We start from the raw sequence: 25,179 nt of genomic DNA, 5'->3' as shown, positions 1-25,179 counted from the left end.
GAACATGTTCACAGCCCGGAGGTCGGCAGCCCCTCCAGCGTGAAGCGCTCCTGGAGCCAGGGCAGCAGCTGCTGGTACGCCGTGATGGTGTTCGGCTGCCCGTTGTCGTGCGACAGCACGATCGACCCCGGGCGCGTATGGCTCTTGACCTCGCTCACCACGCGGGAGATGTGCGCCGACGCGCCGCTGTCGTGCGTGTGCTCCCAGTCGCGCGGGTCCACGTCCCAGTAGATCGAGTCCATGCCGAGCGAGCGGGCCTTCGCCACGAGTGCGGGCGTGAAGTTGCCGCCGGGCGCGCGGAAGTACCGGATCGGCACGTCCGTCCCGACCGCCGCCCGGATCATCTCGTTGGTGTGCTTGAGGTCCCAGTCGAGGTACGCCTCATCGCGCTGGGCGAGGTTGAGCAGGTGCTGCCACGAGTGGTTGCACAGCGTGTGCCCGTCGGCGTAGATGGCCCGGACGAGGTCGGGCCGGTCGCGGACCCGGAACCCGACCATGCAGAACGTGGCGTGGATGTGCCGCTCCCGCAGCAGCTCCAGCAGCTTCGGCGTGTTGATCGGGTCCGGCCCGTCGTCGAAGGTCAGCGCGACCGCCTGGCTCTTCGTCGTCAGGAACGACCCGACCGGCCCGTCGCCGTCGTGGAACGTCGGGCTGGGCGACGGCGACACCGACGGCCCGGCGCTCGGCGCGGCGGCGACCGGCACCGCTGACACGGCGGCCGGGGGCAGCGGCCCGGGCCGGGCCACCGGCACGCTGTCGCGGGCCACCGTGCCCAGCAGGAGCAGCACCGCGGCGGTCAGGAGTCCGGGGGTCGCAAGACGCACACCTACCAGACGGCCGAGGCCCACGTCAGGGTTGCAGGCCGGCCCCACCTCCGCCGTGACGTTCGTCAAGGCGTCCAACTGACCGTGAGTGAGCGGATCGTCGCCGAGCCCGGCGGGGCGGCCCGAGCCCGTATCCGGGTGAGCCGGGGCCGGGTGCGTCGATGCGGGCGTCGAACCCGCCGGTGCCGCCGGCCGGCCCGACGCCCAGATCGCCGTACCGCCGAGCGCGGTGACCGCGACGAGCGCGCCCGCGATCACCAGACCCCGGTCGCGGCGGGCCGGCCCGGTGCCGGTTCGACTGTCGCGGGCGGGCGGTGGCGCGTGGCGGTGGAGCGGGTCTCGTCGGCGGCCTCCGGCGGCAGCACCGGATGGCCCCACTCTGCGGGCCGGTACGCCGCGCCGGCATCGGAGGTCCCGGCGACACCCGCGACCGGACGGGCCGGACGCTGGTCGGGCCCACCTGGCCGTCCGGACAGCGGGACCCGGAACGGCTCGCCTGACCGGTCAGAGTCGCATCGCCGGGTCGCATCGACGCCCGGACATTCCGGCGGGCCGGCGATGGCCGCCAGATCGACCTGCGCAAACAAAGGTACCGATCCCCGTCTCAGGCGCTGACCGGCCGGCCGCGCGCTGTTAGCGTCACCGGCGCCCCGCACCCGGCAACACCGCAAAACCGTTGTCCGGCCTGGGATTCACCCGATAGGGGTCTTGCGAGGAGTGTTGATGGCAGTCATGTGGGGAGCGGACGCCGACGAGCTCGACGATCTGGGCCGCCGGATGACGCAGGCGGCCGACCTGCTCGACGCCGTCCGCCACGAGGTGAGCGCGGCGCTGGGCCGGGCCGCCTGGGACGGCGACGACGCCGCCGACTTCCACGGCCAGTGGAACCACCGGCTCGCCGGCCTGCTGCAGACCACGACCAACGCGACCCGCGACGCCTCCACCCGCCTGCACCGCAACGCGGCCGAGCAGCGCCGGGCCAGCGGCACCGACTCGGGCAACCCGACAGCACCCCTGGCCCGCCCCGGCGGTGGAGGCGGCGATGGTGGCTGGGGCGGCGATGGCAGCGGCTTCGGCCCGGGCCAGGCCTGGGAATGGGGCAGCCTGTTCGCCGGCACGGTGATGCTCGGCGTCGACGGGCTCGACGTCTTCAAGAAGATCGGTGCGGTCGATCGCTTCGCACACAGGCCGCTCGTGGAGCTCCTGACGAAGGAGCACGCACTGTTCGGCCTCGCGGACGACGCCACCGGCCTCAAAGGAGTCGTCCACGCCGCGGACCGGCTCGGTCCGCTGGCGCTGATCGGCGCCGGAGTCGACGGCTACACGCTCGGCTCGGAGCTGGCCCGGGGCGGTGACTGGGACCGGAAGAAGACCGACGCCGCGGTGGACGTCGCATTCGACATCGCCGAGGCGGCCGCGATCACGGTCCCGCCGCTCGCGCTCGGGATCGGTGCCGTACACGTGGGCTTCGACCTGTACGAGAAGCTGCCGCCAAACGTGCACCACGCGATCGAGGGTGCTGTCGTCAACGCGGCCAAAGACGTCGTCAACGCGCACGTCGAAGCGGTCAAGGCCGAGGTCCACCTGGTGCAGGACGTGGCCAAGGGCGCCACGCACATCGTGAGCGGTGGCGTCAACGCCGCCAAGCACTTCCTCGGGTTCGGAAAATAAGGAGCGCCCGGTCATGTCCGATGCGGTTGTCCTCACCTTCGCCGAACTGGCGTTCCTGCTGCGCTCCGGCGTGGCGGCGGCCGACGCCGTGCGGCTGCGGCTGCACCTGGGGCCGGAGTCGGCCACCGACGTCGCCGCCGCGGCCGGGGTCTCGTCGCTGCTGGCCCGCGGGCTGTGCACCCAGGAGGGCACCGAGGTCCGGCCGGGCAACCTCGCCGTCGGCGTGGTCGCCGCACTGTCCACTGTGCACACGATCACCGACGCGACGACGCAGATCGGCGGGCGGCCGGTGGTGCTGCACATCTTCACCGGGGAGCGGGCCCGGCTGATCGCGGCGCCGGGCTTCATGGGGCAGTACTCCATCGAGGTGCGCCCGGCCGCGGAGCCCCTGGCCGGCCTGCTCGACGACCTCGTCACCCGGGCCGCCGAGGCCGGGGGCGAGGTGGCCGTCGTGCTGCGCTCCACGGACCCGGCCGGCGAGGAGCGGGTCAGCCTGGCCGCGGCGCGCGACGCGCTGGGCGACTGGTACCTCTCCGACACCGAGCGCAGCCCCGACCGCGGCCGCCCGGTGCCGCGGGCCGAGGTGGCCCGGCGCATCGGGCAGCTGTTCGGCGACGCACCCGTCGGGGCGGGCCGCCGATGATGACCGTCCGCTCCGGCGTGGCCAGCGACACCGGCGCCGTGCGCACGCGCAACGAGGACAGCGCGCTGGCCGGGGCGGGCGTCTTCGCCGTGGCCGACGGGATGGGCGGGCACGCGGCCGGAGACGTCGCCAGCCGGCTGGCCATCGCCGCGCTGCAGCGCCTCGCCGACCGGCCCGGCCTGACGCCGCAGGACCTGCGGGCCGGGCTCGCCGCGGCCAATCGGGAGATCCTGGGCGCGGTACGCCGGCAGCCCGAACGAGCCGGGATGGGGACCACCGTGGCCGGCCTCGGCCTGGTCCGCTTCGCCGGCACCGAGCACTGGGTGGTGTTCAACGTCGGCGACTCCCGGGTGTACCGGTTCGTGGACGGCACCCTGGCCCAGGTGACCGTCGACCACACCGCGCCCGGTCCTCGCGCGGGCATCACCCGCGCGCTCGGCACCGACCCGGCCCCCGAGGCCGACGTCTGGATGTTTCCGCCCACGCCCGGGGAGCGGTTCCTGATCTGCTCCGACGGCCTGCCGCTCGAGGTCGACAACGCGGCGATCGCCGTCGTCCTGGCGGCCGAGCCCAGCGCCCAGCGGGCCGCGGAGACCCTGGTGCGCCGGGCGGTGGACGCCGGCGGGCGGGACAATGTGACGGCGGTCGTCGTCGATCACGTGCCGGCCGCCGACGACGAGCGCTACGAGCAGACCGCCCCGCCGAGGTCCGTCCGGTGACGGGGCCGGACGTCCGCTACGTCGCCGGCGACTGGCTGGTCTTCGCCGCGCCCGCGCGCTGGCTGCTGGTCCGGCCGACGGTCGACGTGGAGCAGTGCTGGCGGCGCTTCGAGGCCGGCGCGGGCACCGATGAGCTGCTGTACCTGTTCGGCGGTGCGGACCTGGCCCTGGTGCTGTCCGGCGCCGTCACGGATCTGGCGGTGCAGGGCACGGCGCTGGCCGAGGTGGTCGACCACTCCGGCGACCGGCGCACGGTCGGGCCCGGGCGGCACCGCGTCGACCGTCCACTCGCGACGATCCGCCTCTACTGCCCGGGCACACCGCCCGACAGCGCCGGCCCGTGGCTGCCGCTGCACGCCGGCGTGGCCCCGGCGTCCCAGATCGCCATGGCCCTCGCGCAGCTCCCGGCCGAGGTCCCGGCCCCCGTCCAGGTTCCGGCCCCCGTGGAGGTCGCAATCCCGGTGCCGGTCCCGGCGCCCGCCGAGGACGAGGCGGAGACGCGCCGGTTCGACGCGATGTTCGGCGCCACCTACCAGCCGGTCCGGCACGACGAGTTCGCGGCGGCGAACGGCGCCCCGGTGCTCGGCCTGGCCGACATCAACTGGGCCCTCGCCGCACCCGGCCCGGCCCCCACTCCGCCCGGCCCGGCGCTCGCTTCGCCCGGCCCGGCCCCCGTGGCGCGCGAGCAGGGCGGCGGCCTGGACGAGGAGCTGCGCAACACGGTCCTGCGGGGCCGGCCGGAGACGGCGGCCGGGCCCACCGTCTCCGCGGTCCGCTGCACCGCCGGCCACCCCAACCCCGACACCGCCACGGCGTGCCGCGCCTGCCCGGCGGTGATCGCGCCGCAGAGCCCGGTCGTCGTCGCCCGGCCGGTGCTGGGCCGGCTGCTGCTCCCGGACGGCGACGCGATCGCGCTGGACCGCGGCGTCATCCTGGGCCGGGCGCCGGGCGTGCCGGACCCGGCCGACCCGGACCGGCCGCACCATGTCAAGCTGCGCAGCCCCGACGGCGACATCTCGCGCAAGCACGTCGAGATCCGCCTCGACGGCTGGCGGGTGCTCGTCGTCGACCTGCACTCCAGCAACGGCACGTACGTCGCCCGCCCCGGCGAGCGGCCGCACCGGATCACGCCCGGCGAGCCGGTGGAGCTGATGCCCGGCGGCGGCGTGTACCTCAACGAGGACGTGACGATCCGCTTCGAGGCCGGCCAGTGACGAACGCCGCCATCGCACCGCCGCACATCGACGGCTACCGGTACGTGGGCCGGATCGACGGCGGCGGCCACTCGGAGGTGTTCCGCTACCGCCAGGTCGACCTGGACCGCGAGGTCGCCGTCAAGGTGCTCGCCGGCGCGGCCGCCGGGGCGCGGGTGCACGAGGCGAAGGCGATGGCCCGGCTGGGCGACCACCCGAACATCGTGCAGGTCTTCAGCACCGGGGTGGCCGACGGGCATGCCTACATCATCATGGCGCTGTGCCCGGGCGCCGACCTGTCGAAGCTGCTCGCGAACGGCCCGTTCGACGTGCGCCGGGTGCTGCGCATCGGCGTGCAGATCGCCGGGGCGGTGCGGGTCGCGCACAAGGCCGGCATCCTGCACCGCGACATCAAGCCGGCCAACATCCTGACCGACGAGTACGGCCCGCAGCTCACCGACTTCGGCATCGCCGGGCAGCTCGTCGCGACGCCCGGCGAGGAGGCCGTCGGGCTGTCGCTGCCGTGGGCGCCGCGCGAGGTGGTCCGCGGCGAGCGCGGTGACGTCGCCGCCGACGTGTACTCCCTCGGCGCCACCCTGTGGAACCTGCTCACCGGCCGCTCGCCGTTCGAGGTGCCGGGCCGGCGCATCACCGCCGCCGAGCTGGAGCAGCGCATCCTCACCGAGACCGCACCGCCGACCGGCCGGCCCGACGTGCCGCCGAGCCTGGAGCGGCTGCTCGCCCGGATGCTCGACCCGCGGCCGGGGTGCCGGCCGTCGTCGGCGGGCGAGGTGGAGGCCGAGCTGATCGCCATCGAGCGGGCGGGCGGCGGCCCGGTCGCCGCCGACGCGCCCTGGCCCGTCGGCACTGTGCCGACCCGCCCGGCCGAGTTCGAGGCGACGACGCTGCGCGGGGCCGGCGAGGCGCTCGGCCGCACGACGCTGCGCCCGGTGCCGCCGCAGCCCCCGCTCAACGCCACCGGCCGCCCGCTCGCCAGTACCGTGCACCGCGCCGCGCCGCCGCAGCCGGCGGCACCCGCCGCGGACACCGAGCTGGCGCCGCCGTCGCGGCGGTTCCTGTGGACGTGGGGGATCGCGACAGCCGTGGTCGTCGCGGCCGCGCTGGCGGTGCCGCTGGCCGGGCGTGGGGGTCCCGGGCCCGAGCCCGAGCCGACCGCCCAGAATGCTGCCCCGCAGGACGCCGGAGCCGGCGGCGACGTCGTCCCGCCGGGCCCGGTCGAGATCGTCGGGGCCCGCGTCGACGCGGGCACCGTCAGGTTCACCTGGACCTACTCGGCCGCGCTGGACACCGACACGTTCGCCTGGCGCACCGCCGACAACGCCCGCTCGGGCGTCGCCGACGAGCCGGAGCTGCAGCTTCCCGACCCGGCCGGCACCGAGGTCTGCCTCCAGGTCAAGGTGGTCCGGGCCGACGGCCGCGACGGCACCGTGGACTGGCCGAAGGCCGGGTGCGTCAGGTGAGGCGGCTCCGCCTGCGATGGCGCACCACCGCGTCGGCCGCCGTCCTCGCCGCGGGCGCTGCGGTGTTCGTGCTCGCCGCCGTGACCGCCGAGGGCGTGCCCGTGCGCCACGTCGACCTGCACGATGGCGGGATCTGGGTGACGAGCGACCACGACGGGCTCTTCGGCCGGCTCAACAAGCCCGCCGGCGCCCTCGACGCGGCCTTCAACCCGCCCGGCGGGGCCCAGCCGGCCTACACCCTCGACGTCGTCCAGGACGGCGACGCCGCCGCGGCCTGGGACCGGGGCGCCGGGAAGCTGCTGCCGATCGACCCCGCCCGGGCGGCCATCGTCGGCGACCAGGGCGCCTCCGTCGGCGCTGAGCAGGACGTGCAGCTGGCCGGCGGCACCCTCGCCGTCCTCGACGCGAAGACCGGCAAAATCTGGGCGGTTCGGGCCGGGGCCGGGCGCGGCCCGATCGGCCTGGGCGGCCTCGACCAGCAGGGTATGCCGGTCGCCACCGTGGGCGACCGGGCCGCCCTCGCCGTCGGCCGGGACGGCACCATCCACGCCGTCTCCGCCGCGGGGCGGGTGGCGACCGTGAGCGTCGAGGGCAGCGGATTCGCCTCACCGCAGTACACCAACCTCGGTCATGCCATCGGTGACCCGCACGTCACCGTCGTCGGCTCCACGCTTGTGGCGCTCGACGGGCGCACCGGCGCGCTCACCGTGGCCGGCGGGGGCTCGGCCGACCTCGGCGGCGACGCGCACGCGGTGCTCCAGCAGCCCGGCCCGGCGGCCGGCACCGTCGTCGTCGCCACCGGGCGGGCGCTGCTGGGCGTCGAGCTGAAGACCGGGCACGCGGCGCAGCTCGCGACGGTCGCCTCGGGCACGCCCACCGCGCCCGTCCGGCTCGACAACTGCGTGCACGCCGCCTGGTCCGGCGCCGGCGGCGGCTACCTGCGCTCGTGTGACGCCGCCCCGGCGACCCGCGGCAACCTCAAGGACGCCGGTGTGCTCGAGCGGCCCGTGTTCCGGGTCAACCGCGGCGCGATCGTCCTCAACGACCTCACCTCGGGCGCGGTGTGGGACCTCGGCGACCAGCGCCGCGTCGACAACTGGTCGGCGGTGCGGCCGCCGCCGGTGCCCAAGGACGGCGACAAGAACCAGAACAACCAGCTCACCAACGCCGCGCTGCAGAAGCCGCCGAAGGCGGTCGACGACACCTGGGGGGCCCGCCCCGGCCGGACGACCCTGCTGCACGTGCTCGACAACGACTCGGACCCGGGCGGCAGCATCCTCGCCATCACGGCCGTCACCGCGCCCGACAACCCGCAGGCCCGCGTCACGATCGCGGCCGACGGGCAGACGGTGGCGATCACGGTGCCGGCGGCCGGGCCGGCGGTGCACTTCCGCTACACCGTCGACGACGGCCGCAACAACGCCAGCGCGCAGGTCACCGTGCAGATCCGCGGGCCGGGCGACAACCAGGCGCCGAAGGTGCGCGCCGGCTACCTCGCGCCGGCGCGCACCGTCGCCTCGGGCGGGCAGCTGTCGATCCCGGTCATCGGCGACTGGCGCGACTTCGACGGCGACCCGATCGGCCTCGTCGACGCCGCCGCCAAGGCGGGCACGGTGACGACCACCCCGGACGGCGGGCTCAGCTACACCGCGCCCGTGCCCGGCGGCGTCCAGCACCTCACGTACCGGGTCTCCGACGGCATCGGCGCCCCGGCGTCCGGCGCCGTCGACGTGACGGTCCAGGCGCCGACTGCGACGGTGGCCGTCGCCGCCGTCACCCAGCCCGACGTCGCCCGCGGTGAGGTCGGGCTGCCGATCACGATCCGTCCGCTCGACAACGACCTGCCCGGCGCCGACCCGGCCGACCCGGCGGCGCACCTCGCGCTGGCCGGTGACGTCGCCGGCCCGGCCGGCACGACGGTGGTCACGAACCTCAAGACCGGCACTGTCGTGCTGAGCGCGGCCAAGCCCGGCCCGTACCTGCTGACGTACAAGGCGGCCTTCGGCAACGCGCCGTTCGCGGCCGGCAGCATCCGCGTCGACGTGGTGCCGGTGCCGACGAGCCCGGCGCCGCCGGTCGCCATGCCCGACGCCGTGGTGCTGCACGGGCAGCTCCCCGCCACCGTCGACGTGCTCGCCAACGACTTCGACCCGGCCGGTCAGGTGCTCGTCGTGCAGCACGCGCAGGCGGCCGACCCGGCGTCGCGGCTCAGCGTCGCCGTCGTGCAGGGCCACTGGCTGCGCATCGCCGCCCTCGACGCGGCCGGCGTCCCGGCGCCGCAGCTCGTGCACTACACCGTCACCGACGGCATCACCGCCCCGGTCAGCGGCGACGTCACCGTGACCCGGCTGATCGACGCCGCCGACACCCGCCCGGTGCCCTCCGACGACTACGCGACAGTGCGGGCCGGTGACTCGGTCACCGTCGCCGTCCTGGACAACGACACCAACCCGGGCGGCGCGGCGATGAGCCTCGCCGGCGACGTCACCGGCGCGCCCGGGCCCGGGCAGCTGAGCGTCACCGGGGCCCGGGGCGGCGGGCCGGACCAGCTCGGCCGGGCCTATGTGGCCGGCAACCTGGTGCGGTATGTGCCGCCGGCCACGCTGAGCGCACCGCTGTCGGTCACCGTCGACTACGCGGTCCGCAACGCCGCCGGCGACCAGGCCATCGGGCACCTCCGGGTGAGCGTGGTGCCACCGCCCGGCGCGGGGACGCCGAACCGCCCACCGGCGCCGCTGCCGATCGAGGCCCGGGCGACCGCGGGGCAGACGCTGACACTGCGGATCGCCACGGCCGGCGTCGACCCCGACGGCGACAGCGTCGCCGTCACCGGCGTCGCGTCCGCGCCCACGCTCGGACGCGTGCTGAGCGTCAACGCGACGTCGCTGGTGTATCAGGCGTATCCGACGAGCGCCGGCACCGACACGTTCACGTACCGCGTCGTGGACCGGTTCGGCCTGGCCGGGGAGTCGACGGTGCGGGTCGGCGTCACCCCGCCCGGCGCGCCGCAGCCGCCGGTCGCCGTCGACGACGACATCACCGCCGCGCCCGGCGCCCACCTGCACGCCGACGTGCTCGCCAACGACCTGTACGCGGCCGACGACACCGTCACCGTCAGCCTCGTCGACGACGCCGGGGCGGCCGTGCGCGGACCGCTCGGCCCGATCGACGTCACCGCGCCCGACCTGAGCGGCAAGCCGCTCACCGTCGTCTACGCGCTGTCCGACGGCCTGGGCCGGCCGTCCCTGGCCACGCTGACCGTGCACAGCCAGCGCGACGTCGACCTGCCGCCGGTCGCCGTCGACGCCTACCCGGCTGTCGACAAGGGCGCGGCGTCGATCACCGTCGACGTGCTCGCCGCCTGCGCCGATCCCGACGGAGCAGCGGCGGATCTGGTACTCGCCCACGCCTACGACCCCGAGACGTCGATCGTGGACGGCAAACTGGTCATCAAGGTCACCGGGCCGCCACGGACCGTCCCGTTCGAGATCAGGGACCCCGGCGGCGCCACCGCGATCGGCCTCGTCCACGTGCCCGCCCCCGGCGCCGGCGCCCCCTACGCCAAGCCCGGTGCCACCGTGAAGGTCGACCGCAACGGCGCGACCACCGTGCCCCTGGCCGACTACGTCGTCGACCCGGCGGGTAAGCCGGTCCGGTTGACCACCGTCGATCGGGTCTGGGCCGCACCCGCCGCCGGCGTCACCGCGAAGGCCGCCGGCGAGCACGACGTCGCGCTGGCCGCGCACGGCGACTACACCGGCCCGGCGTCGGTCACGTTCGAGGTCACCGACGGGGCGACGCTCACCGACCAGGCCGCCCAGACCGCCGTCGTCACGCTGCCGGTCCAGGTCGGCCCGCCGACACCGGTGCTGCACTGCCCGAGCGACCCGGTGCCGGTCGTCGAGGGCGGCGCACCCCTCGCCATCGACGTGACATCGGTCTGCCACGTGTGGGCGCCGGACCGGGCCACGCTGCCCGGGCTCAGCTACACCGCCGCCTGGCACAGGGCGATCCCCGGCGTGTCGATCGGCGGCGCGGGCACCCACACCGTCGGCGTCACCGCGGAGGCCGGGGCCGTGCCGGGCGCCGGCGGGACCATCGCGGTAGGCGTTGCCGGCTCCGACGCGGTCGTCACCGACCTGCCCGTGATCGTCGCCGCGGCGGCCCCGCCGTCGGTCGGCGCGGTCACCGTCGACGGCGTGAAGGCCGGCGACACCGCGACCGTCGACATGAGCCGCTACGTGCGCTCCGAGCTGCGCCGGCCGGTCATCTCCGCCGTGTCGGTCAGCCAGAGCGAGGGTATGCCCGCCACGGCCACCAGCGACGGCGCGACAGTGCGGCTCACCCCGTCGGCCGAGGCCCACGGCACGCTCACGTTCGTCGTCACGATGACCGACGTCGCCGACCGGGGCCGCGCCGACCGGCGCGTCACCGGGCGGATCACCCTGCACGTGCTCGGCGTGCCGGACGCGCCCGGGACACCGGCCATCGACCGCACGGTCCTGAGCCGCTCGGTGTCGGTGTCGTGGGCGGCCCCGGCCAGCAACGGCGCGCCCGTCGACACCTACGAGGTCGACTACCCGGGCGGTTCCCAGCGCTGCGCCGCCTCCCCGTGCCTCATCACCGGGCTCACCAACGGCCGGACCTACACGTTCACCGTCAAGGCCCACAACCTGGTCGGCTGGAGCAGGCCCAGCGGCACCTCCGAGGGCGCCGAGCCCAACACCGTGCCCGGCGCGGTCACCGGGCTGACGGCGTCCGACCCGCAGGACGGCACCCTCCGGCTGGCCTGGGCCGCGCCGCCCAACGACGGCACCCCGGTGCTGCGCTACGACGTGAGCTGGTCCGGCGGCGGCCGGGCGAGCGCCACCGGCCCCGGCCTCACCGCGACCGGGCTCGACAACGACATCGTCTACACGTTCACGGTCATCGCGGTCAACGCGAAGGGCCCCGGCGAGGCGGCCACGGTGCAGGGCCAGTCCGCCGGCGTCCCGGCCACCCCCGCCGCCCCGGCCGCGGCGTCGGCGAACTCGGCCGACTCGGCCGCCCGGGCGGTCACGCTGTCCTGGCCCGCGTCCGACCCGAACGGCCCGGGCCCGGTCACCTACGCGGTCACCCGGACCGGCGGCGGCACCCGCACGGTCTGCACCGGCGTCACGGCCCGCCAGTGCACCGACGACGGCCTGGCCAACGATGGCACCGTCTACACCTACAGCCTGAGCGCCACCAACGGCGTCGCCGGGCACACCTCGGCGGCGAGCCCGGGCACCACCGTCGAGGCGGCCGCGACCCCGGGCGCCGTCGGCCGGCTCAGCGCCACTCCGACCGGCGTCGACGGCCAGGCCACCCTGCAGTTCGACGCACCCGCCTCGCACGGCGCCACCTCGACCGTCAGCTGCACCTACGGCGGGACGACCTGCGGCACCTGGACGTTCCCGCCCGGCGGCCAGTCCGGCGTCAGCGAGACCGTCAACGGCCTGCCGAACGGCCAGAACGTCACGGTGAGCCTCCAGGACTGCAACGGCAGCCGCGGCGGCAACGGCGCCGGTGCGCAGTGCGGCCCCACGGCCACCGCCGGCGTCACGACCTACGGGCCGTTGAAGAACCTCAACATTCAGACGAGCGCCAGTGGTACTGCCGTGAACTTCACGATTTCCGTGGACCCGAACGGCAAGCCGGCCACGGTGACCGTCCAGACCAGCCGCCAGACGCAGACCTTCACCACCGGCGTCGGCGCCTGGAGCTGGTCCGGGTCCGACACCATGGGCTACAGCCAGACCGACACGATCACGGTGACGGTGGCGGACAGCGGCCGGTCGGCGCTGACCGGCTCCAAGTCGCAGGCGACTCCGCCCCCGCCGCCGACGGTGACCCTCTCCAAGGGCGCGCGCTGCGGCGGCGGTGGCGGCGCGGCCTGCGCGGGCGGCGTGTGCTCCAGCGCCTCGTGCGCCTACATCCACGTGCAGACGGCGAACTTCACCGGCAACGTCACCTGCACGTTCGACAGCCAGCACGGGCCCGGCGGGTTCATCACCCAGACCTGGGGCCCGAACCAGAGCAAGGACTCCGGCAACTGGTACGGCTACCCCGGCGAGTGGGTGCGCGCGACCTGCGGCGGAGTGACGGGACAGATGACGTGGTCGTAGCAGAGAGGCACTCACCCATGACGATCAGCCCGGATCAGGCCGCCCGGTTCCGCGACACGTTCGAGCTGATGGTCGCCAACATCGGCCAGGCGGTGCTGGGCAAGGAGCACGTCGTGCGGCTGGCCCTGACCTGCCTGCTGACCGGCGGCCACCTGCTGCTGGAGGACTACCCGGGCACGGGCAAGACGTCGCTGGCCCGGGCGCTGGCCCGCACCGTGCAGGGCTCCCACTCGCGGATCCAGTTCACGCCCGACCTGCTGCCCACCGACGTGACAGGCGTCCAGGTGTACGACCAGGCCAGCCGCCGCTTCGAGTTCATGCGCGGCCCGATCTTCCACTCGATCGTGCTGGCCGACGAGATCAACCGGGCCTCGCCGAAGACACAGTCGGCGCTGCTCGAGGTCATGGACGAGGGCCGGGTCACCGTCGACGGGATCAGCTACGACGTCGGCCGCCCGTTCATGGTCATCGCCACCCAGAACCCGGTGGAGCAGGCCGGCACCTACCCGCTGCCGGAGGCGCAGCTGGACCGGTTCCTCATGAAGACAAGCCTCGACTACCCCGACCACGACGCGATGGTCGAGCTGCTGCGCACCGCGGCCGTGCGCGACCGCGCCGCCGAGGTGCAGCCGAAGGTGTCGGCCGAGATCCTGGTGCCGCTGGGCCGGCTGGCCGACGCGGTCACCGTGCGCACCGAGACCCTGTCCTATGTGAGCCGCCTGACCGAGGCCACCCGCCGGCACAAGCACACCAAGCTCGGCGTCTCCGCCCGCGGCGCGCTGGCCTACGTCCGCTGCGCCAAGACCTGGGCGATCGCGCACGGCCGCACGTTCGTCACTCCGGACGACATCCGTGCCCTGGCCTACCCGGTGCTCAGCCACCGCATCCAGGTCAACGCCGAGGCCCAGTTCGACGGCGTCACCGTCGAGCAGGTCGTCAACGAGGTGTTCACCGAGATCGCCGCGCCGCTGGAGCGGGTGGCATGACGGCGCTGACGGCCCTCGCGCCGCGGGTCGTCCCGCGGCTCGCTCCACTGTGGACGCGGCTGGCCGCGGTGACCGCGCTGGGCTGGACGGTGCTCGCCGCGTCGGCCGTGGCCCTCGCCGCCGGCACCGTCGCCGGCTGGGCCGAGGCGACCCTGGCCGGCCTCACCGGGCTCGTCGCCTTCGCCCTGGGTGCGGTGTTCACGATCGGCCGGATGCAGCTGCTGGTGACGCTGGAGCCGCGCCGCCGCCGGCTGGAGCCGGGCCGCTCCACCCGGGTCGACGTCGTGGTCCGCAACGCCGCCGCGCGGGCGATGCTGCCGCTCACCCTGGAGGTCGGCACCGGTGCGCAGGCCCACACCTTCCGGGTGCCGCGCCTCGCCGCCGGCGGTGACCCGCACGTGCGCGACTTCCCCGTCGACGCACTGCGCCGCGGCGTCATCCCGGTCGGCCCGGCCGGCAGCGTGCGCGGCGACCCGCTCGGGATGTGGCAGCGGCGCGTCACCTGGACCGGGGTCACCGAGATCTTCGTGCACCCGCGGACCGTCCGCCTCGCCGCGCTCGGCCAGGGCCTGCTGCGCGACCTGGAGGGCCGCACCACCAACGACATGTCGACGAGCGACCTGGCCTTCCACACCCTGCGCGAATACGTGCCGGGCGACGACCGGCGGTACATCCACTGGCGCTCGTCGGCGAAGACCGGGTCGGCCGGGCCGGTGGAGCAGTTCATGGTGCGCCAGTTCCGCGACACCCGCCGGACCCACCTCATGGTCATCGTCGACGGCGACCCCCGCTCCTACCCGGACCCCGACGACTTCGAGACCGCCGTGTCCGTCGGCGCGTCGGTCGCGGCCCGCGCGGTCGAGGACGGCGTCGACACCACCGCCCTCGTCGGCGACCGCTGGATCGGCAAGGACCCCGGCCGCCGCCAGCACCGCGGGGAACTGCTCGACATGTGCGCCCGGGCCGCCACGAGCCCGGACGCGGGCCTGCCCGGGCTCACGGTGCGCGGCCTGCGGGTCGCGCCCGGCACCACCTCGGCGGTCCTCGTCACCGGGGCGAACCCGGCGCCCGCCGCGCTGCGCAAGGTGACGGCCCAGCTGCCGCCGGGCGTGCGCGCCGTGACCATCCGCGTCGACCCGCTCGCCCACGCCCGGCTGCTGTCCACGGCCGCGCTGACCGTGCTCACCCTGGCCCGGCTGGAGGACCTGCCGATGCTGCTGCTGAAGGGCGAGGCGGCGTGAGGGACGCGCGCGACGCGGCCGCCCTGGCCGGGCTGGGCCTTGTCGCGCTTCTCGGCTTCGGCGCCACCTACGCCGGCCGCGACTACCTCGTCGTGGCCGCCCTCGGCCTCGCCGCCGGTATCGGTGCCGCGTGGGCGCTCACCGCCGCCCGCCAGCCGGTCATCATGGTCGCGGCCACCGTCCTGGCGCTGTTCTTCGCCCTCGGCGGCCCGCTCGTGCTCACCGACCGCTCGCCGGCGGCCCTCGACACCTACCGGGCCCTCGCCCTGGACGCGGTGCGGGGCTGGAAGGAGCTGCTCACCACCCGGCCGCCGGTGACGGGCCGGGACCTGCTCGTCGTGCCGTTCGTGCTCGCCCTGGTGGCCGGTGCGGGCGGGATGATCCTGGCCAAGCGGGCGCCGCGGCTGCCGTCGGCGCCGGTTGCGGTACCCCCGCTGCTGCTTTCGGCGGTCATCCTGCTCGGCACCCGCGAACCGGCCGCCCGGCTCGCCGACGGGGTGCTGCTCGCCGCCGGATGCCTCGTCTGGGCCGCCAGCCGCCGCCGCGGCACCCGCCCGAGCGCCGCCCGGATCGGCGCCGGGGCGCTCGCGCTCACGGTGGCCGGCCTGGCCGCCGTGGCTGCCGCGCCCGCCGTGGCCGGTGGACCCCGCGTCGTGCTGCGCGACGAGGTGCTGCCGCCGTTCGACATCGGGGCGTACCCCAGCCCGCTCGTCGGGTTCCGCAAGTTCACCAAGGACGCCGAGCAGCTCTACGACCAGACCCTGCTCACGGTGAGCGGACTGCCCGCGGGCACCCCGCTGCGCATCGCGGTCCTCGACGACTACGACGGGCTCGTCTGGGGCGCGGCCGGCCGCGGCGACGGCGGCTTCGAGCGGGTCGGGCCCGCCTTCGGCAGCGGCGGGTCCGCCACGATCCAGGTGACGATCGCCGCCGCGTACGCCGCCGCCACCGACCTCAACCCCTGGCTGCCCGGCGCCGGCCGCCCGGCCGCGGTGACGTTCGCGGGCCCGCGGTCCGCGGACCTGGCGGCCGGCCTGCGGGTCAGCCCGGCCACCTCGGCCGTCCTCGTCAGCGCGCGCCTCGCCGCCGGTGACAGCTACACCATGCGGACCGCGATCGACACGCCGGCGCTGCCCGACGACGCCCAGCCGGCCGCCCGGCCCGCGCTCACCGACCCGGCCCAGGCGCTGTTCAGCAGCAAGGTCGCCGCCTGGACCAGGGGCGTCACCACACCGGCCGCGCAGCTGCGGGCGGTCGCCGCCTACCTGCACGACAACGGCGCCTACAGCGACGGCGGCAAGGGTGAGGGCCAGTTCCTGCCCGGGCACGGCACCGGCCGGCTGGCCGGGTTCTTCACCGCGGCCCGCCCGGTCGGCGACGACGAGCAGTACGCCGCGGCCTACGCGCTCGTCGCCAACTACCTCGGCGTGCCGGCCCGGGTCGTGCTCGGCGCGCGTCCGCGGTCCGACGGAACGGTTCGCGGGGCCGACGTCCACGCCTGGGTCGAGGTCGGCGTCAGCGGGCGCGGCTGGGTGGCGATCCCGCAGACCGAGTTCATGCCCGACGTCACGAAGAAGCCGGACACCACGCCACCGACGGAGTCGGAGAACACCGACACCGCGGCCGTCCCGCCCCCGAACGCCGCCCGCCAGCCGGTCCCGGCGCTGGACTCCGGCCGCACCGACCTCACCCAGACGCATCCGCCCCGGCCCCGGTCGTGCCTGCTGTGCCGGGTCCTGGCCGCGATGATGCCGGTGCTGCGCTGGGTCGGGCCGCCCGTCCTGGCGCTCGCCGTCGCGGCCGGCCTCATCGTCGGGCTCAAGGCGGCCCGGCGCCGGCACCGCCGCCGCGGCGGGAGCGTCAGCGACCGTTACGCCAACGGCTGGCGGGAGCTCGTCGACACCGCCCGCGACCTCGGCGCCACCGTTTACGCCGGAGGCACCCGGCAGGAGGAGGCGGCCGCACTGTCGGGGGCCGGGCTGGCCGGGCTTGGCCCGATCGCCGACGACGCCGACCACGCGGTCTACGGCCCCGACGACCCGGCCGCGCCCCACGCCGCCGAGTTCTGGCGGCAGGTCGACGACGCCCGCCGCCGGATGCGCACCGGGGCCGGCCGCGGGCGCCGGCTGCGGGCCGCGCTCAGCCTGCGCTCGCTGCGCCCGCGGCGCCCGGGTCCGGTCCGGCCGGGGCCGCGTACCGACCGCCGGCCGGCCGTTCCCCGCCCCCTCGACCCCGGCGCGCGAACGCGGCCGCGGACCGTCCAAGGAGCCGGACTGTGAAGCTCAAGTTCACCCTGCAGCGGCCCGGCGCGCCCGAGGCCGACCTCGTCGCGACCGTCGACGCCACCGCGACCGTCGGCGACCTGGCCCGGCACCTGCTGCTGGCCGACCCGGCGGCGCGCGGCGCCCGCATCGCCGGCCCGGACCGCCCGACGCTGCACCTCATCGCCGGCCCGGGCCCCGGCCAGGGGGCCAGCCTCGACCCGGGCATGACGCTCGCGGAGAGCGGCCTGCGCTCGGGTGCGCGGGTGGCGGTGACGCGGTCGCCGGAGACGTACCCGGCCCACCGCGGCGAGGTCCGGGCGGTCGTCGTCGTGACCGCCGGGCCCGACGCCGGCCGCGAGTTTGCGCTCACCAACCCGACGAGCGTCATCGGCCGCGAGCGCGGCTGCGATGTCCGCCTCTCCGACCCGCTCGCGTCGCGCCAGCACGCCCGGCTCATCCTCGGCCCGGCCGCCGAGATCGTCGATCTCGGCTCGGCCAACGGCCTCGAGGTCGGCGGCTCCGCCGTCACGCGGGCCGTGCTGTCGCCCGGTGACGCGGTGCGCATCGGTGACACCGAGCTCATCGTGCGGCTCGTGGCCGCCGCCTCCCGGGCCGACACCGCGGCCGAGGGCTTCGTGCGCTCACCCCGGCTCGACCCGCGCTACACCGGCGAGGAACGCACGGCGCCGGAGCCGCCGCAGCGGCCGGCACCGACCCGGCTGCCGTTCGTGGCCATGATCGCGCCGATGCTGATGGGCGGGGCGCTCTATCTGATCACCCGGTCGATCGCCTCGCTGGCCTTCGTCGCGCTCAGCCCGCTCATGATGCTCGGGTACTCCGCGGAGGGCTTCCTGTCCGGGCGGTCGGCGTACCGCAAGGGACTGCGCGTGTTCCGCGCCGAGCTCGAGCGGCTGGACCGGGAGGCGGCCGCGGGCGCGGCGGCCGAGACCATGGCCCGCAACGGCGAGCACCCACCCCTGGCCGCCTGCGTCGAGGCCGTCCGGCGGAGCACCCCGCTGCTGTGGACGCGCCGGCCGGGGGAGCCCGGCTTCGGTGAGATCCGGCTGGGCACCGGGCGCCGGCCCGCCCGCGACACCATCGCCGTGCCGACGCGCCAGCAGCTGCCCCGGGAGCTGCTGGCCGAGATCGACGAGGTGGTCCGGCGCTACCGTGACCTGCCCGACGTCCCCGTCGTCGCCGACCTCACCGAGGGGGCCGTCGGCCTCGCCGGCCCGCGCGAGGCGCTGTTCGCCGTGGGCCGCTCGCTGCTGCTGCAGCTCGCCGCCCTGCACTCGCCGGCCGAGCTCGTCCTGGCCGCGTTCGTGCCGCCCGGTGCGGCCCCGGCCTGGTCGTGGCTCACCTGGCTGCCGCACACGACGTCGGCGCACAGCCCGATCAACCAGCGGCACCTGGTCTCGACGATCCGCGAGGGCGTCGCGCTGGTCTCGGCGCTGGAGGAGCTGCTCGAGCGCCGGCTGGCCACGAACGACGCCGGGCGGCCGGCCGTGGTGGTCCTCGTCGAGGACGACGCCCCGGTCGAGCGCAGCCGCCTGGTCGAGCTGGCCGAGCGCGGCCCCGCCGCCGGCGTCCACGTGATCTGGCTGGCCCCCGCGACCGCGCGGCTGCCCGCCGCCTGCCGGTCCTACGTGTCGCTGCACTACGACGGGTCCGGCGGCGGCGTCGCCGGGTTCGTCGGCCCGGCCGACCTCGTCGACCCGCTCGCCGTCGAGGGGCTCGACGCCGCGACCGCCGTCGACCTGGCCCGGCGCCTCGCGCCCCTGGTCGACGTCGGCGCGCGGATCGTCGACGACAGCGACCTGCCCCGCTCGGTGCCGCTGTTCAACGTCAGCGAGACACCGCTCACGCCGGACGCCGACGTCGTGCTGGAGCGGTGGCAGGCCAGCCGCTCGATCGTCACCGGGCCCTACGCGCCCGACCGCCCGGCCAAGCAGGCGGGCACCCTGCGCGCCGTGATCGGCCGCACGGCCGTCGGCCCGCACGCGGTGGACCTGCGCGCCGACGGCCCGCACGCGCTCGTCGGCGGCACCACCGGCGCCGGCAAGAGCGAGCTGCTGCAGTCCTGGATCCTGGCGATGGCCGCCGCGCACAGCCCGCAGCGGCTGACGTTCCTGCTCATCGACTACAAGGGCGGCTCGGCGTTCAAGGACCTCGTCGGGCTTCCGCACCAGGTCGGGCTGGTCACCGACCTCGACCCGCACGAGGTGCGCCGGGCCATGGTGTCGCTCTCGGCCGAGCTGCGCCGCCGCGAGAAGCTCTTCGCCGCGCACCAGGTCAAGGACCTCGTCGAGCTGGAGAAGAAGGGCTCGCCGGACGCGCCGCCGAGCCTCGTCATCGTCGTCGACGAGTTCGCCGCCCTCGTGGCCGAGCTGCCCGAGTTCGTCGACGGCATGATCAACGTCGCGCAGCGGGGCCGGTCGCTCGGCGTCCACCTGATCCTGGCCACCCAGCGCCCGGCCGGGGTCATCAAGGACAACCTGCGGGCCAACACCAACCTGCGCCTGGCCCTGCGCACCGCCGACGAGGCCGACAGCGTCGACGTGCTCGGCTCGCCCGAGGCCGCGTTCTTCGACTCGGCGGTGCCGGGGCGGGCGGTGTCCAAGACGGGCCCCGGCCGGCTGGTGCCCTTCCAGACCGGCTACGCCGGCGGCTGGACCGGCGACGAGCCGGAGCCGGCCCGCATCGGGGTCGAGGAGCTCGGCTTCGGCGCCCCGGCTGCGTGGGAGCTGCCGGAGCTGGACGAGGCCCCGGTCCGCCTGGGCGAGCCGGACATCCGCCGCCTCGTCACCGCGCTGGACGAGGCCCGGACCCGGGCCCGGATCTACCGCCCGGCCCGGCCGTGGCTGGCGCCGCTGGCCACGCTGTACGACATCTCCGACCCGACCCAGGTGCCGACCGCCCGCCGCGACGACGAGCTGGTCTTCGGTGTCTGCGACGTGCCGACCGAGCAGCGGCAGCCGACAGTCGCGTTCTACCCGGACCTGCACGGCAACCTCGCCGTCTACGGCACCGGCGGCTCGGGCAAAAGCACGCTGCTGCGCACGATCGCCGTGGCCGCCGGCTCGACAGTGCGTGGCGGGCCGTGCCAGGTGTACGGGCTGGACTTCGCCGGCCGGGCGCTGGCCATGCTGGAGGCGCTGCCGCACGTGGGCAGCATCATCGGCGCCACCGACCACGAGCGGGTCGCCCGGCTCATCACCGGCCTCGGGCAGCTCATCGCCGAACGGGCGCTGCGGTTCTCGGCGGCCCGTGCGGGCTCCATCACCGAGTACCGCACCGCGGCCGGCGGCGTCCCGGACGAGCCGCGCATCCTGCTGCTCGTCGACGGCGTGGCGGCGTTCCGGCAGGCGTACGAGACGGGGGAGCGGGCGAAGTTCTTCGACGCGTTCTGCGCGATCGCCGTCGAGGGCCGTCCGGTCGGCGTGCACGTGTTCATCACCGCCGACCGGCCCGCGTCGGTGCCGTCGGCCCTGGCCTCGGCCATGCAGACCAGGGTCGCGCTGCGGATGGCGGACGTGAACGAGTACCAGACGATGAATCTGCCCCATGACGTGCTCAAGCCGAGCTCTCCGCCCGGCCGCGGCATGATCGACGGGGTCGAGCTGCAGGTCGCGATCCTCGGCGGCCGGGCCGACATGGGCAGCCAGGCGGCCTACTGCAAGTCCTTCGGCGAGTCGATGGTCCGGGCCGGCATGCCCGCCGCGCCGCCGATCGCGTCGCTGAGCAAGCGGATCGACGTGCTGCCCGCCGACCCCGGCGGGGCCGCGGTGCTCGGCGTGGCCGCGGCGACGCTGGGTCCGGCGACGTTCGTGCCGGAGGGCGTGTTCCTGGTGGCCGGCCCGCCCCAGTCGGGCCGCACGACAGCCATGCGCACGATCGCCGCCGCGGTGCGCCACCGGGACCCGGCCGTCCGGGCCCACCTGTTCACGCCGCAGCGCCGCTCGCCGCTGGCCGCCGCACCGGTGTTCGCCGGGGTCGCCGCCGGCGCCGAGGCGATGGCCCGGCACGCGAAGGACCTGGCCGACCGGGTCCGGGCCGGCGAGCGGGTCGCGGTGTTCATCGAGAACGTGCCCGAGGTCGCCACCCACCCGGCCGCCGACACCGCGCTCAGTGACCTGGTCCGGGTCTGCCGTGACGAGGGCCTCTTCGCCGTCGGTGAGGGCGAGGCGGCCTCGATGACCGGCACGATGGGCCTGCTCGGCCTGATCAAGTCGGGTCGCTGCGGCCTGGCGCTGGCCCCTGACCCCTCCGACGGCGACCGGCTCTTCCGCACACCGTTCCCGAACCGCCTGAACCGGGCCGACTTCCCGCCCGGCCGGGCCCTGCTCGTCCGCGCCGGCCAGACCTCGGTCGTCCAGATCGGCTGGACCCCTGGCCCGCAGATCACGAACCCGTAGCACCACCGTAGCGAAAGGACAGTGCAATGGCCGGTTTCACCGGAATGGACGTCGAGGCGGTCCGCACGCTCGCCTCGCAGCTGTCGGCCAAGGCCGACGAGATCGACTCGATCGCCAGCACGCTGAGCTCCTCGCTCGACGGCGTGCAGTGGGTGGGCCTGGACGCCGACGGGTTCCGCGGCGACTGGCAGAACACGTACCGCACCCAGCTCTCCACGGTCTCGTCGGCACTGCGGGACGCCTCCTCCCGGGCCACGAACAACGCCTCCCAGCAGGAGCAGGCGTCGAACAGCTGAAGCCCGCAGGCTCCGGGCCGCCCGCACGCCGGGCGGCCCGTCGGCCCGCGGGCGAGGGTCAGCGGGGGCCGGGGCCGGTGAAGGCGGTCCACGGCTCGGCCGCGAGGACCCGCAGGCGGCCGAGCGCGGCCCACATGGCGGCGGCCGGGTCGTCGCCGCCCGGGAGGGTGAGCTCGAAGGCCACGCCGCGGGTCATGGCGGCGTCGTCGGTGTACACGACCCGGGCCCGGTCGGGCCGGGGGCGGACCACCCCGCGCAGCTGCCGGGTGGCCGGCGATGCGCCCGCCGGGGTCAGGACGAACGGGATCGCGCCGCGCAGCAGGATCTCGTAGGCGTGGTCCTGGGGACGCATGGCACCACCTTCCATGGGGCCCGCCTCATCGCGAGGTTGCCGTCCGAGCGCGCCACCGCCGCCGCTGTGCGCGCGGGCGTCGCCGGCGGGCCGGTGCTCGTTCACCGCGGCGCGGCGTGCCAGGAGGCGAGCAGGCGCAGCGCGGTGGCGGCCTCGGAGTCCGGGGCGGCGCTGTAGGTCACGAGGATCTGGTCGGGGTCGTCGGGCAGGCGCAGCGCCTCGTACGCCAGCTCGATGGGGCCGGTGAGCGGATGCCTGACGACGGCGGTGGTGTGGCCCTTGTCGTGGACGGGGTGGTCGGCCCAGAGGCGGCGGAACCGCGCGCTGTGCACGGACAGCTCCCCGACGAGCTCGGCCAGCGCCGGGTCGTCCGGGTGGCGGCCGGCGTCGACGTGCAGGAACGCGACGAGGTCGCGGGCCTTGGCCGGCCAGTCGGCGAACATCGCCGCGCCGGCGGCCTCGTCGCCGAACATGAGCCGGGCGAAGTTGCGCTGCTGGACCGGCAGCGCGTCGAGGTCGGTGAAGAGGACGCCGCCGAGCCGGTTCCAGGCGAGCACGTCGGTCCGGCGCCCGACCACGTAGGCGGCGGCGTCGCTCATGGCCGCGAGCAGGTGCCGCACCTGGGGACGCACCCGCTGCGGCGATGCCGGGCGGCGGACGCCGCGGACCGGGTGGGTCAGCCGGCGCAGGTGCGCGCGCTCGTCGGCGTCGAGGTGCAGCGCGCGGGCGACCGCGTCGAGGACGGCCGCGGAGACGTTCGCCGCCCGCCCCTGCTCGAGGCGCACGTAGTAGTCGACGCTGACGCCGGCGAGCTGCGCGACCTCCTCGCGCCGCAGGCCCTGGACCCGCCGGCGGCCGTGGTACGGCGGGACACCGGCCGCCTCCGGGTCGATCCGGGCCCGCCGCGAGCGGAGGAACTCGGCCAGCTCGGTGCGTCGGTCCATACCACCAGTATGGCCGCGGCGGCCCGCTCGCTGCCTGGCACTGCCAGACCCATGGTCGGCGGCGACCGGGGCGGGGCAGGGTAATGGGTGTCGCCCGCCGATCGGGCGATGGTGGGTGTCACAACCGCACACCCACCGATTGGGAGATCTCGAATGCCTGTCAATGGCACTGTTGCGCTGGTGACCGGGGCGAATCGCGGCCTCGGCCGAGCCCTGGTGACGGCGCTGCTCGCCCGCGGCGCCGCGAAGGTCTACGCCGCCGCCCGCCGGGTGGAGACGGTGGCGGACCTCGCCGCCGCCGACCGCCGGGTGCACCCGCTCCGGCTCGACCTCACCGACCTCGAGCAGATCGCCCGGGCGGCGCAAACGGCCACCGACGCGACCATGCTGATCAACAACGGGGGGTCGCTGCACTTCGCCGACCCGCTCACCGGCGACCTGGCGGCGATCGACGCGGACCTGCGCACCAACTTCGTCGGCCCGCTCGCACTGAGCCGGGCGCTCGTGCCGGTGCTGGAGGGCAACGGCGGCGGGGCGATCGTCAACACCCTGAGCCTTGTCGTGCTCGGCGCGGTGCCGGCGATGGGCGGCTACTCGGCGTCCAAGGCCGCCGCGGCGTCGATGACCCAGGCGCTGCGCGCCCAGCTTGCCGGCCGGAAGGTCACCGTGCACGGCGTCTTCCCGGGCGCCGTGGACACCGACATGATCCGCGACTTCGCGATCCCGAAGACCAGCCCGGCCGACGTGGCCGCCGCGATCCTCGACGGGGTCGAGGCCGGGGAGGAGTCCATCTTCCCGGACCCGATGGCCCGGCAGGGTCACCGGGCGTGGCGCGAGGACCCGGCGGCCTTCGAGCGCCAGATGGGCTCGATGTAGTCCGGTGACCACCGTCGACCGTTATTCGGTTGCTCGGCTCGGTAACCGGTGTAACCGTGATGGTGGTTGTGCTGTCGGCCGGCGGCGGGCGCTGGACGGAGGCACACGATGGCACCGCACGGTGTTCGCATTGCGCGCGGCGAGGCGGCGATCCTGCTGTCCTCCGCCGTCTACGGGGTGAGCACCACCGTGTCGGTGCTCGCCCTGCGAGCCGTCCGCCCGGCCGACCTGCTGGCCGTCGAGCTCATCGGCGCGGCCGCCGTGCTCCTGGGCATTGCGGCGCTGCGCGGGCGGCTGCGGTGGCGCGGCGCGGCCCGGAACCTGGTGCTCGGCGGCCTGTTCCCGGGGGCGACGTTCCTGCTGGCCGACCTCGGCCTGGCCCGCACCAGCGCGTCAAGCGGCAGCCTGCTCGTGGCCGTCGACCCGCTGCTGTCGGTGCTGCTGGCCGTGCTCGTGCTCCGCGAGCGGATGGCCGGGCGGGCCGTCGTCGCGCTCGTCGTCGGGCTCGGCGGCAGCGCGCTCGTGGCGTTCGGGCCCACGGACGGCGGGACGGGCGCGAGCGCGGCGATCGGCAACCTGCTCGTGCTCGGGGCGGTCGTGGCCGGCGCGCTCTTCCTGGTCGCCACCCGCCGCTACAGCGGGCACGACGACGGCGACGGGTTCGCCGCCGGCGCCTGGCAGACCGCCGGGGGCGCGCTGCTCACGGCGCCGTTCGTGGCCTTCTCCTGGGCCGGCGGCGGCAGCCGGTTGCCCGCCGCCGGGGCCGTGGCGTGGATCGCCTGCCTCGGCGTCGTGCTGCTCGGCGCCGTGGGCGGCGTCGCCTACAACCGCGGCATCGCCCACGTGCCCGCCTCCCGGGCCGGGCAGCTGATGAACCTGACGCCCGTCATCGGCACGCTCACCGGTGTCGTGTTCCTCCACGAGCGCCCGGCCCTGGTCCAGCTGGCGGGCGGCGCGGCGATCCTGGCCGGGCTGGCCCTGCTCCTGCGGGCGGGCCCGGCCGAGGGTGCCGAGCCGCCCGTGGCGGCCGGCCGCGGGGACCGGGATCGCGACGGCTACCGGGCCCTGACGCCCGGGCCCGAGGTCCCGGCCGATCGCTGTGGCAACCGGTGAGATGGATACAGTGGT

At 75.8% G+C, this 25,179-nt stretch carries 16 protein-coding genes; 13 read left to right on the top strand and 3 right to left on the bottom strand.

Annotation, left to right across the window (positions count from 1 at the left end):
* Nucleotides 1-8 precede the first annotated feature (8 nt).
* Nucleotides 9-824 carry a polysaccharide deacetylase family protein gene (locus tag Dvina_RS31050; protein WP_223092868.1) on the bottom strand — a complete coding sequence of 272 codons (816 nt, stop codon included), beginning with the start codon at nucleotides 822-824 and terminating at the stop codon, nucleotides 9-11.
* Nucleotides 825-1,547: 723 nt separating this feature from the next.
* Here Dvina_RS31050 and Dvina_RS31045 point away from each other — a divergent pair.
* The 11 genes from Dvina_RS31045 to Dvina_RS30995 are packed head-to-tail and all read left to right on the top strand — an operon-like array spanning nucleotide 1,548 to nucleotide 21,879.
* Nucleotides 1,548-2,495, top strand: a complete 948-nt coding sequence (locus Dvina_RS31045; protein ID WP_223092867.1) for a hypothetical protein — start codon at nucleotides 1,548-1,550, stop codon at nucleotides 2,493-2,495.
* A 13-nt stretch (nucleotides 2,496-2,508) separates the two neighbouring features.
* Nucleotides 2,509-3,138, top strand: coding sequence for a hypothetical protein (locus Dvina_RS31040; RefSeq protein WP_223092866.1), 630 nt, complete (start codon nucleotides 2,509-2,511; stop codon nucleotides 3,136-3,138).
* A complete protein-coding gene (locus Dvina_RS31035; RefSeq protein ID WP_223092865.1) occupies nucleotides 3,135-3,857 on the top strand; it encodes a PP2C family protein-serine/threonine phosphatase in 723 nt (240 codons plus the stop codon). The genes Dvina_RS31040 and Dvina_RS31035 overlap by 4 nt, the downstream gene beginning before the upstream one ends.
* On the top strand, nucleotides 3,854-5,071 hold the full coding sequence (locus Dvina_RS31030) for an FHA domain-containing protein (protein ID WP_223092864.1): 1,218 nt from the start codon (nucleotides 3,854-3,856) through the stop codon (nucleotides 5,069-5,071). The genes Dvina_RS31035 and Dvina_RS31030 overlap by 4 nt, the downstream gene beginning before the upstream one ends.
* Complete coding sequence (locus Dvina_RS31025) at nucleotides 5,068-6,531, top strand: serine/threonine-protein kinase (RefSeq protein WP_223092863.1); 1,464 nt, start codon at nucleotides 5,068-5,070, stop codon at nucleotides 6,529-6,531. The genes Dvina_RS31030 and Dvina_RS31025 overlap by 4 nt, the downstream gene beginning before the upstream one ends.
* Nucleotides 6,528-12,677, top strand: coding sequence for an Ig-like domain-containing protein (locus Dvina_RS31020; protein ID WP_223092862.1), 6,150 nt, complete (start codon nucleotides 6,528-6,530; stop codon nucleotides 12,675-12,677). The genes Dvina_RS31025 and Dvina_RS31020 overlap by 4 nt, the downstream gene beginning before the upstream one ends.
* A gap of 17 nt (nucleotides 12,678-12,694) precedes the next feature.
* Nucleotides 12,695-13,663 (top strand): AAA family ATPase, encoded by a 969-nt coding sequence (locus Dvina_RS31015; protein ID WP_223092861.1) that lies wholly within the window; start codon nucleotides 12,695-12,697, stop codon nucleotides 13,661-13,663.
* Nucleotides 13,660-14,904 (top strand): DUF58 domain-containing protein, encoded by a 1,245-nt coding sequence (locus Dvina_RS31010; RefSeq protein ID WP_223092860.1) that lies wholly within the window; start codon nucleotides 13,660-13,662, stop codon nucleotides 14,902-14,904. The genes Dvina_RS31015 and Dvina_RS31010 overlap by 4 nt, the downstream gene beginning before the upstream one ends.
* The gene (locus Dvina_RS31005) at nucleotides 14,901-17,183 is read left to right on the top strand and encodes a transglutaminase-like domain-containing protein (RefSeq protein WP_223092859.1); all 2,283 of its coding nucleotides are present in this window, start codon (nucleotides 14,901-14,903) and stop codon (nucleotides 17,181-17,183) included. Before Dvina_RS31010 ends, Dvina_RS31005 begins: the two co-directional genes overlap by 4 nt.
* Entirely contained in the window at nucleotides 17,180-21,583 is a 4,404-nt protein-coding gene (locus Dvina_RS31000) for a type VII secretion EssC family protein (RefSeq protein WP_223092858.1), read from the top strand. The genes Dvina_RS31005 and Dvina_RS31000 overlap by 4 nt, the downstream gene beginning before the upstream one ends.
* Before the next feature lie 26 nt (nucleotides 21,584-21,609).
* Nucleotides 21,610-21,879 carry a WXG100 family type VII secretion target gene (locus tag Dvina_RS30995; protein ID WP_223092857.1) on the top strand — a complete coding sequence of 90 codons (270 nt, stop codon included), beginning with the start codon at nucleotides 21,610-21,612 and terminating at the stop codon, nucleotides 21,877-21,879.
* Nucleotides 21,880-21,937: 58 nt separating this feature from the next.
* On the opposite strand, the gene Dvina_RS30990 is transcribed toward Dvina_RS30995, so the two are convergent.
* Both Dvina_RS30990 and Dvina_RS30985 read right to left on the bottom strand, forming a co-directional pair.
* Nucleotides 21,938-22,231 carry a hypothetical protein gene (locus Dvina_RS30990; protein ID WP_223092856.1) on the bottom strand — a complete coding sequence of 98 codons (294 nt, stop codon included), beginning with the start codon at nucleotides 22,229-22,231 and terminating at the stop codon, nucleotides 21,938-21,940.
* Between the two features lie 101 nt (nucleotides 22,232-22,332).
* Nucleotides 22,333-23,175 carry a helix-turn-helix domain-containing protein gene (locus Dvina_RS30985; RefSeq protein ID WP_223092855.1) on the bottom strand — a complete coding sequence of 281 codons (843 nt, stop codon included), beginning with the start codon at nucleotides 23,173-23,175 and terminating at the stop codon, nucleotides 22,333-22,335.
* Nucleotides 23,176-23,355: 180 nt separating this feature from the next.
* Here Dvina_RS30985 and Dvina_RS30980 point away from each other — a divergent pair, with 180 nt between their 5' ends.
* On the top strand, nucleotides 23,356-24,051 hold the full coding sequence (locus Dvina_RS30980; protein WP_246655431.1) for an SDR family oxidoreductase: 696 nt from the start codon (nucleotides 23,356-23,358) through the stop codon (nucleotides 24,049-24,051).
* A gap of 108 nt (nucleotides 24,052-24,159) precedes the next feature.
* A complete protein-coding gene (locus Dvina_RS30975; protein ID WP_246655430.1) occupies nucleotides 24,160-25,164 on the top strand; it encodes a DMT family transporter in 1,005 nt (334 codons plus the stop codon).
* Nucleotides 25,165-25,179: the final 15 nt, after the last annotated feature.

Origin of the sequence: Dactylosporangium vinaceum (assembly GCF_019904175.1) — a bacterium.
Classification (GTDB): Bacteria; Actinomycetota; Actinomycetes; order Mycobacteriales; family Micromonosporaceae; genus Dactylosporangium; species Dactylosporangium vinaceum.
This window is presented reverse-complemented; position numbering and strand designations above follow the sequence as displayed.

Excerpts from the sequence above, each read along its gene's own strand:
- Dvina_RS31045 (WP_223092867.1), top strand. The coding sequence starts at position 1,548 with ATGGCAGTCATGTGGGGAGCGGACGCCGACGAGCTCGACGATCTGGGC.
- Dvina_RS31040 (WP_223092866.1), top strand. The coding sequence starts at position 2,509 with ATGTCCGATGCGGTTGTCCTCACCTTCGCCGAACTGGCGTTCCTGCTG.
- Dvina_RS31035 (WP_223092865.1), top strand. The coding sequence starts at position 3,135 with ATGATGACCGTCCGCTCCGGCGTGGCCAGCGACACCGGCGCCGTGCGC.
- Dvina_RS31015 (WP_223092861.1), top strand. The coding sequence starts at position 12,695 with ATGACGATCAGCCCGGATCAGGCCGCCCGGTTCCGCGACACGTTCGAG.
- Dvina_RS31010 (WP_223092860.1), top strand. The coding sequence starts at position 13,660 with ATGACGGCGCTGACGGCCCTCGCGCCGCGGGTCGTCCCGCGGCTCGCT.
- Dvina_RS30995 (WP_223092857.1), top strand. The coding sequence starts at position 21,610 with ATGGCCGGTTTCACCGGAATGGACGTCGAGGCGGTCCGCACGCTCGCC.
- Dvina_RS30990 (WP_223092856.1), bottom strand. The coding sequence starts at position 22,231 with ATGCGTCCCCAGGACCACGCCTACGAGATCCTGCTGCGCGGCGCGATC.
- Dvina_RS30985 (WP_223092855.1), bottom strand. The coding sequence starts at position 23,175 with ATGGACCGACGCACCGAGCTGGCCGAGTTCCTCCGCTCGCGGCGGGCC.
- Dvina_RS30975 (WP_246655430.1), top strand. The coding sequence starts at position 24,160 with ATGGCACCGCACGGTGTTCGCATTGCGCGCGGCGAGGCGGCGATCCTG.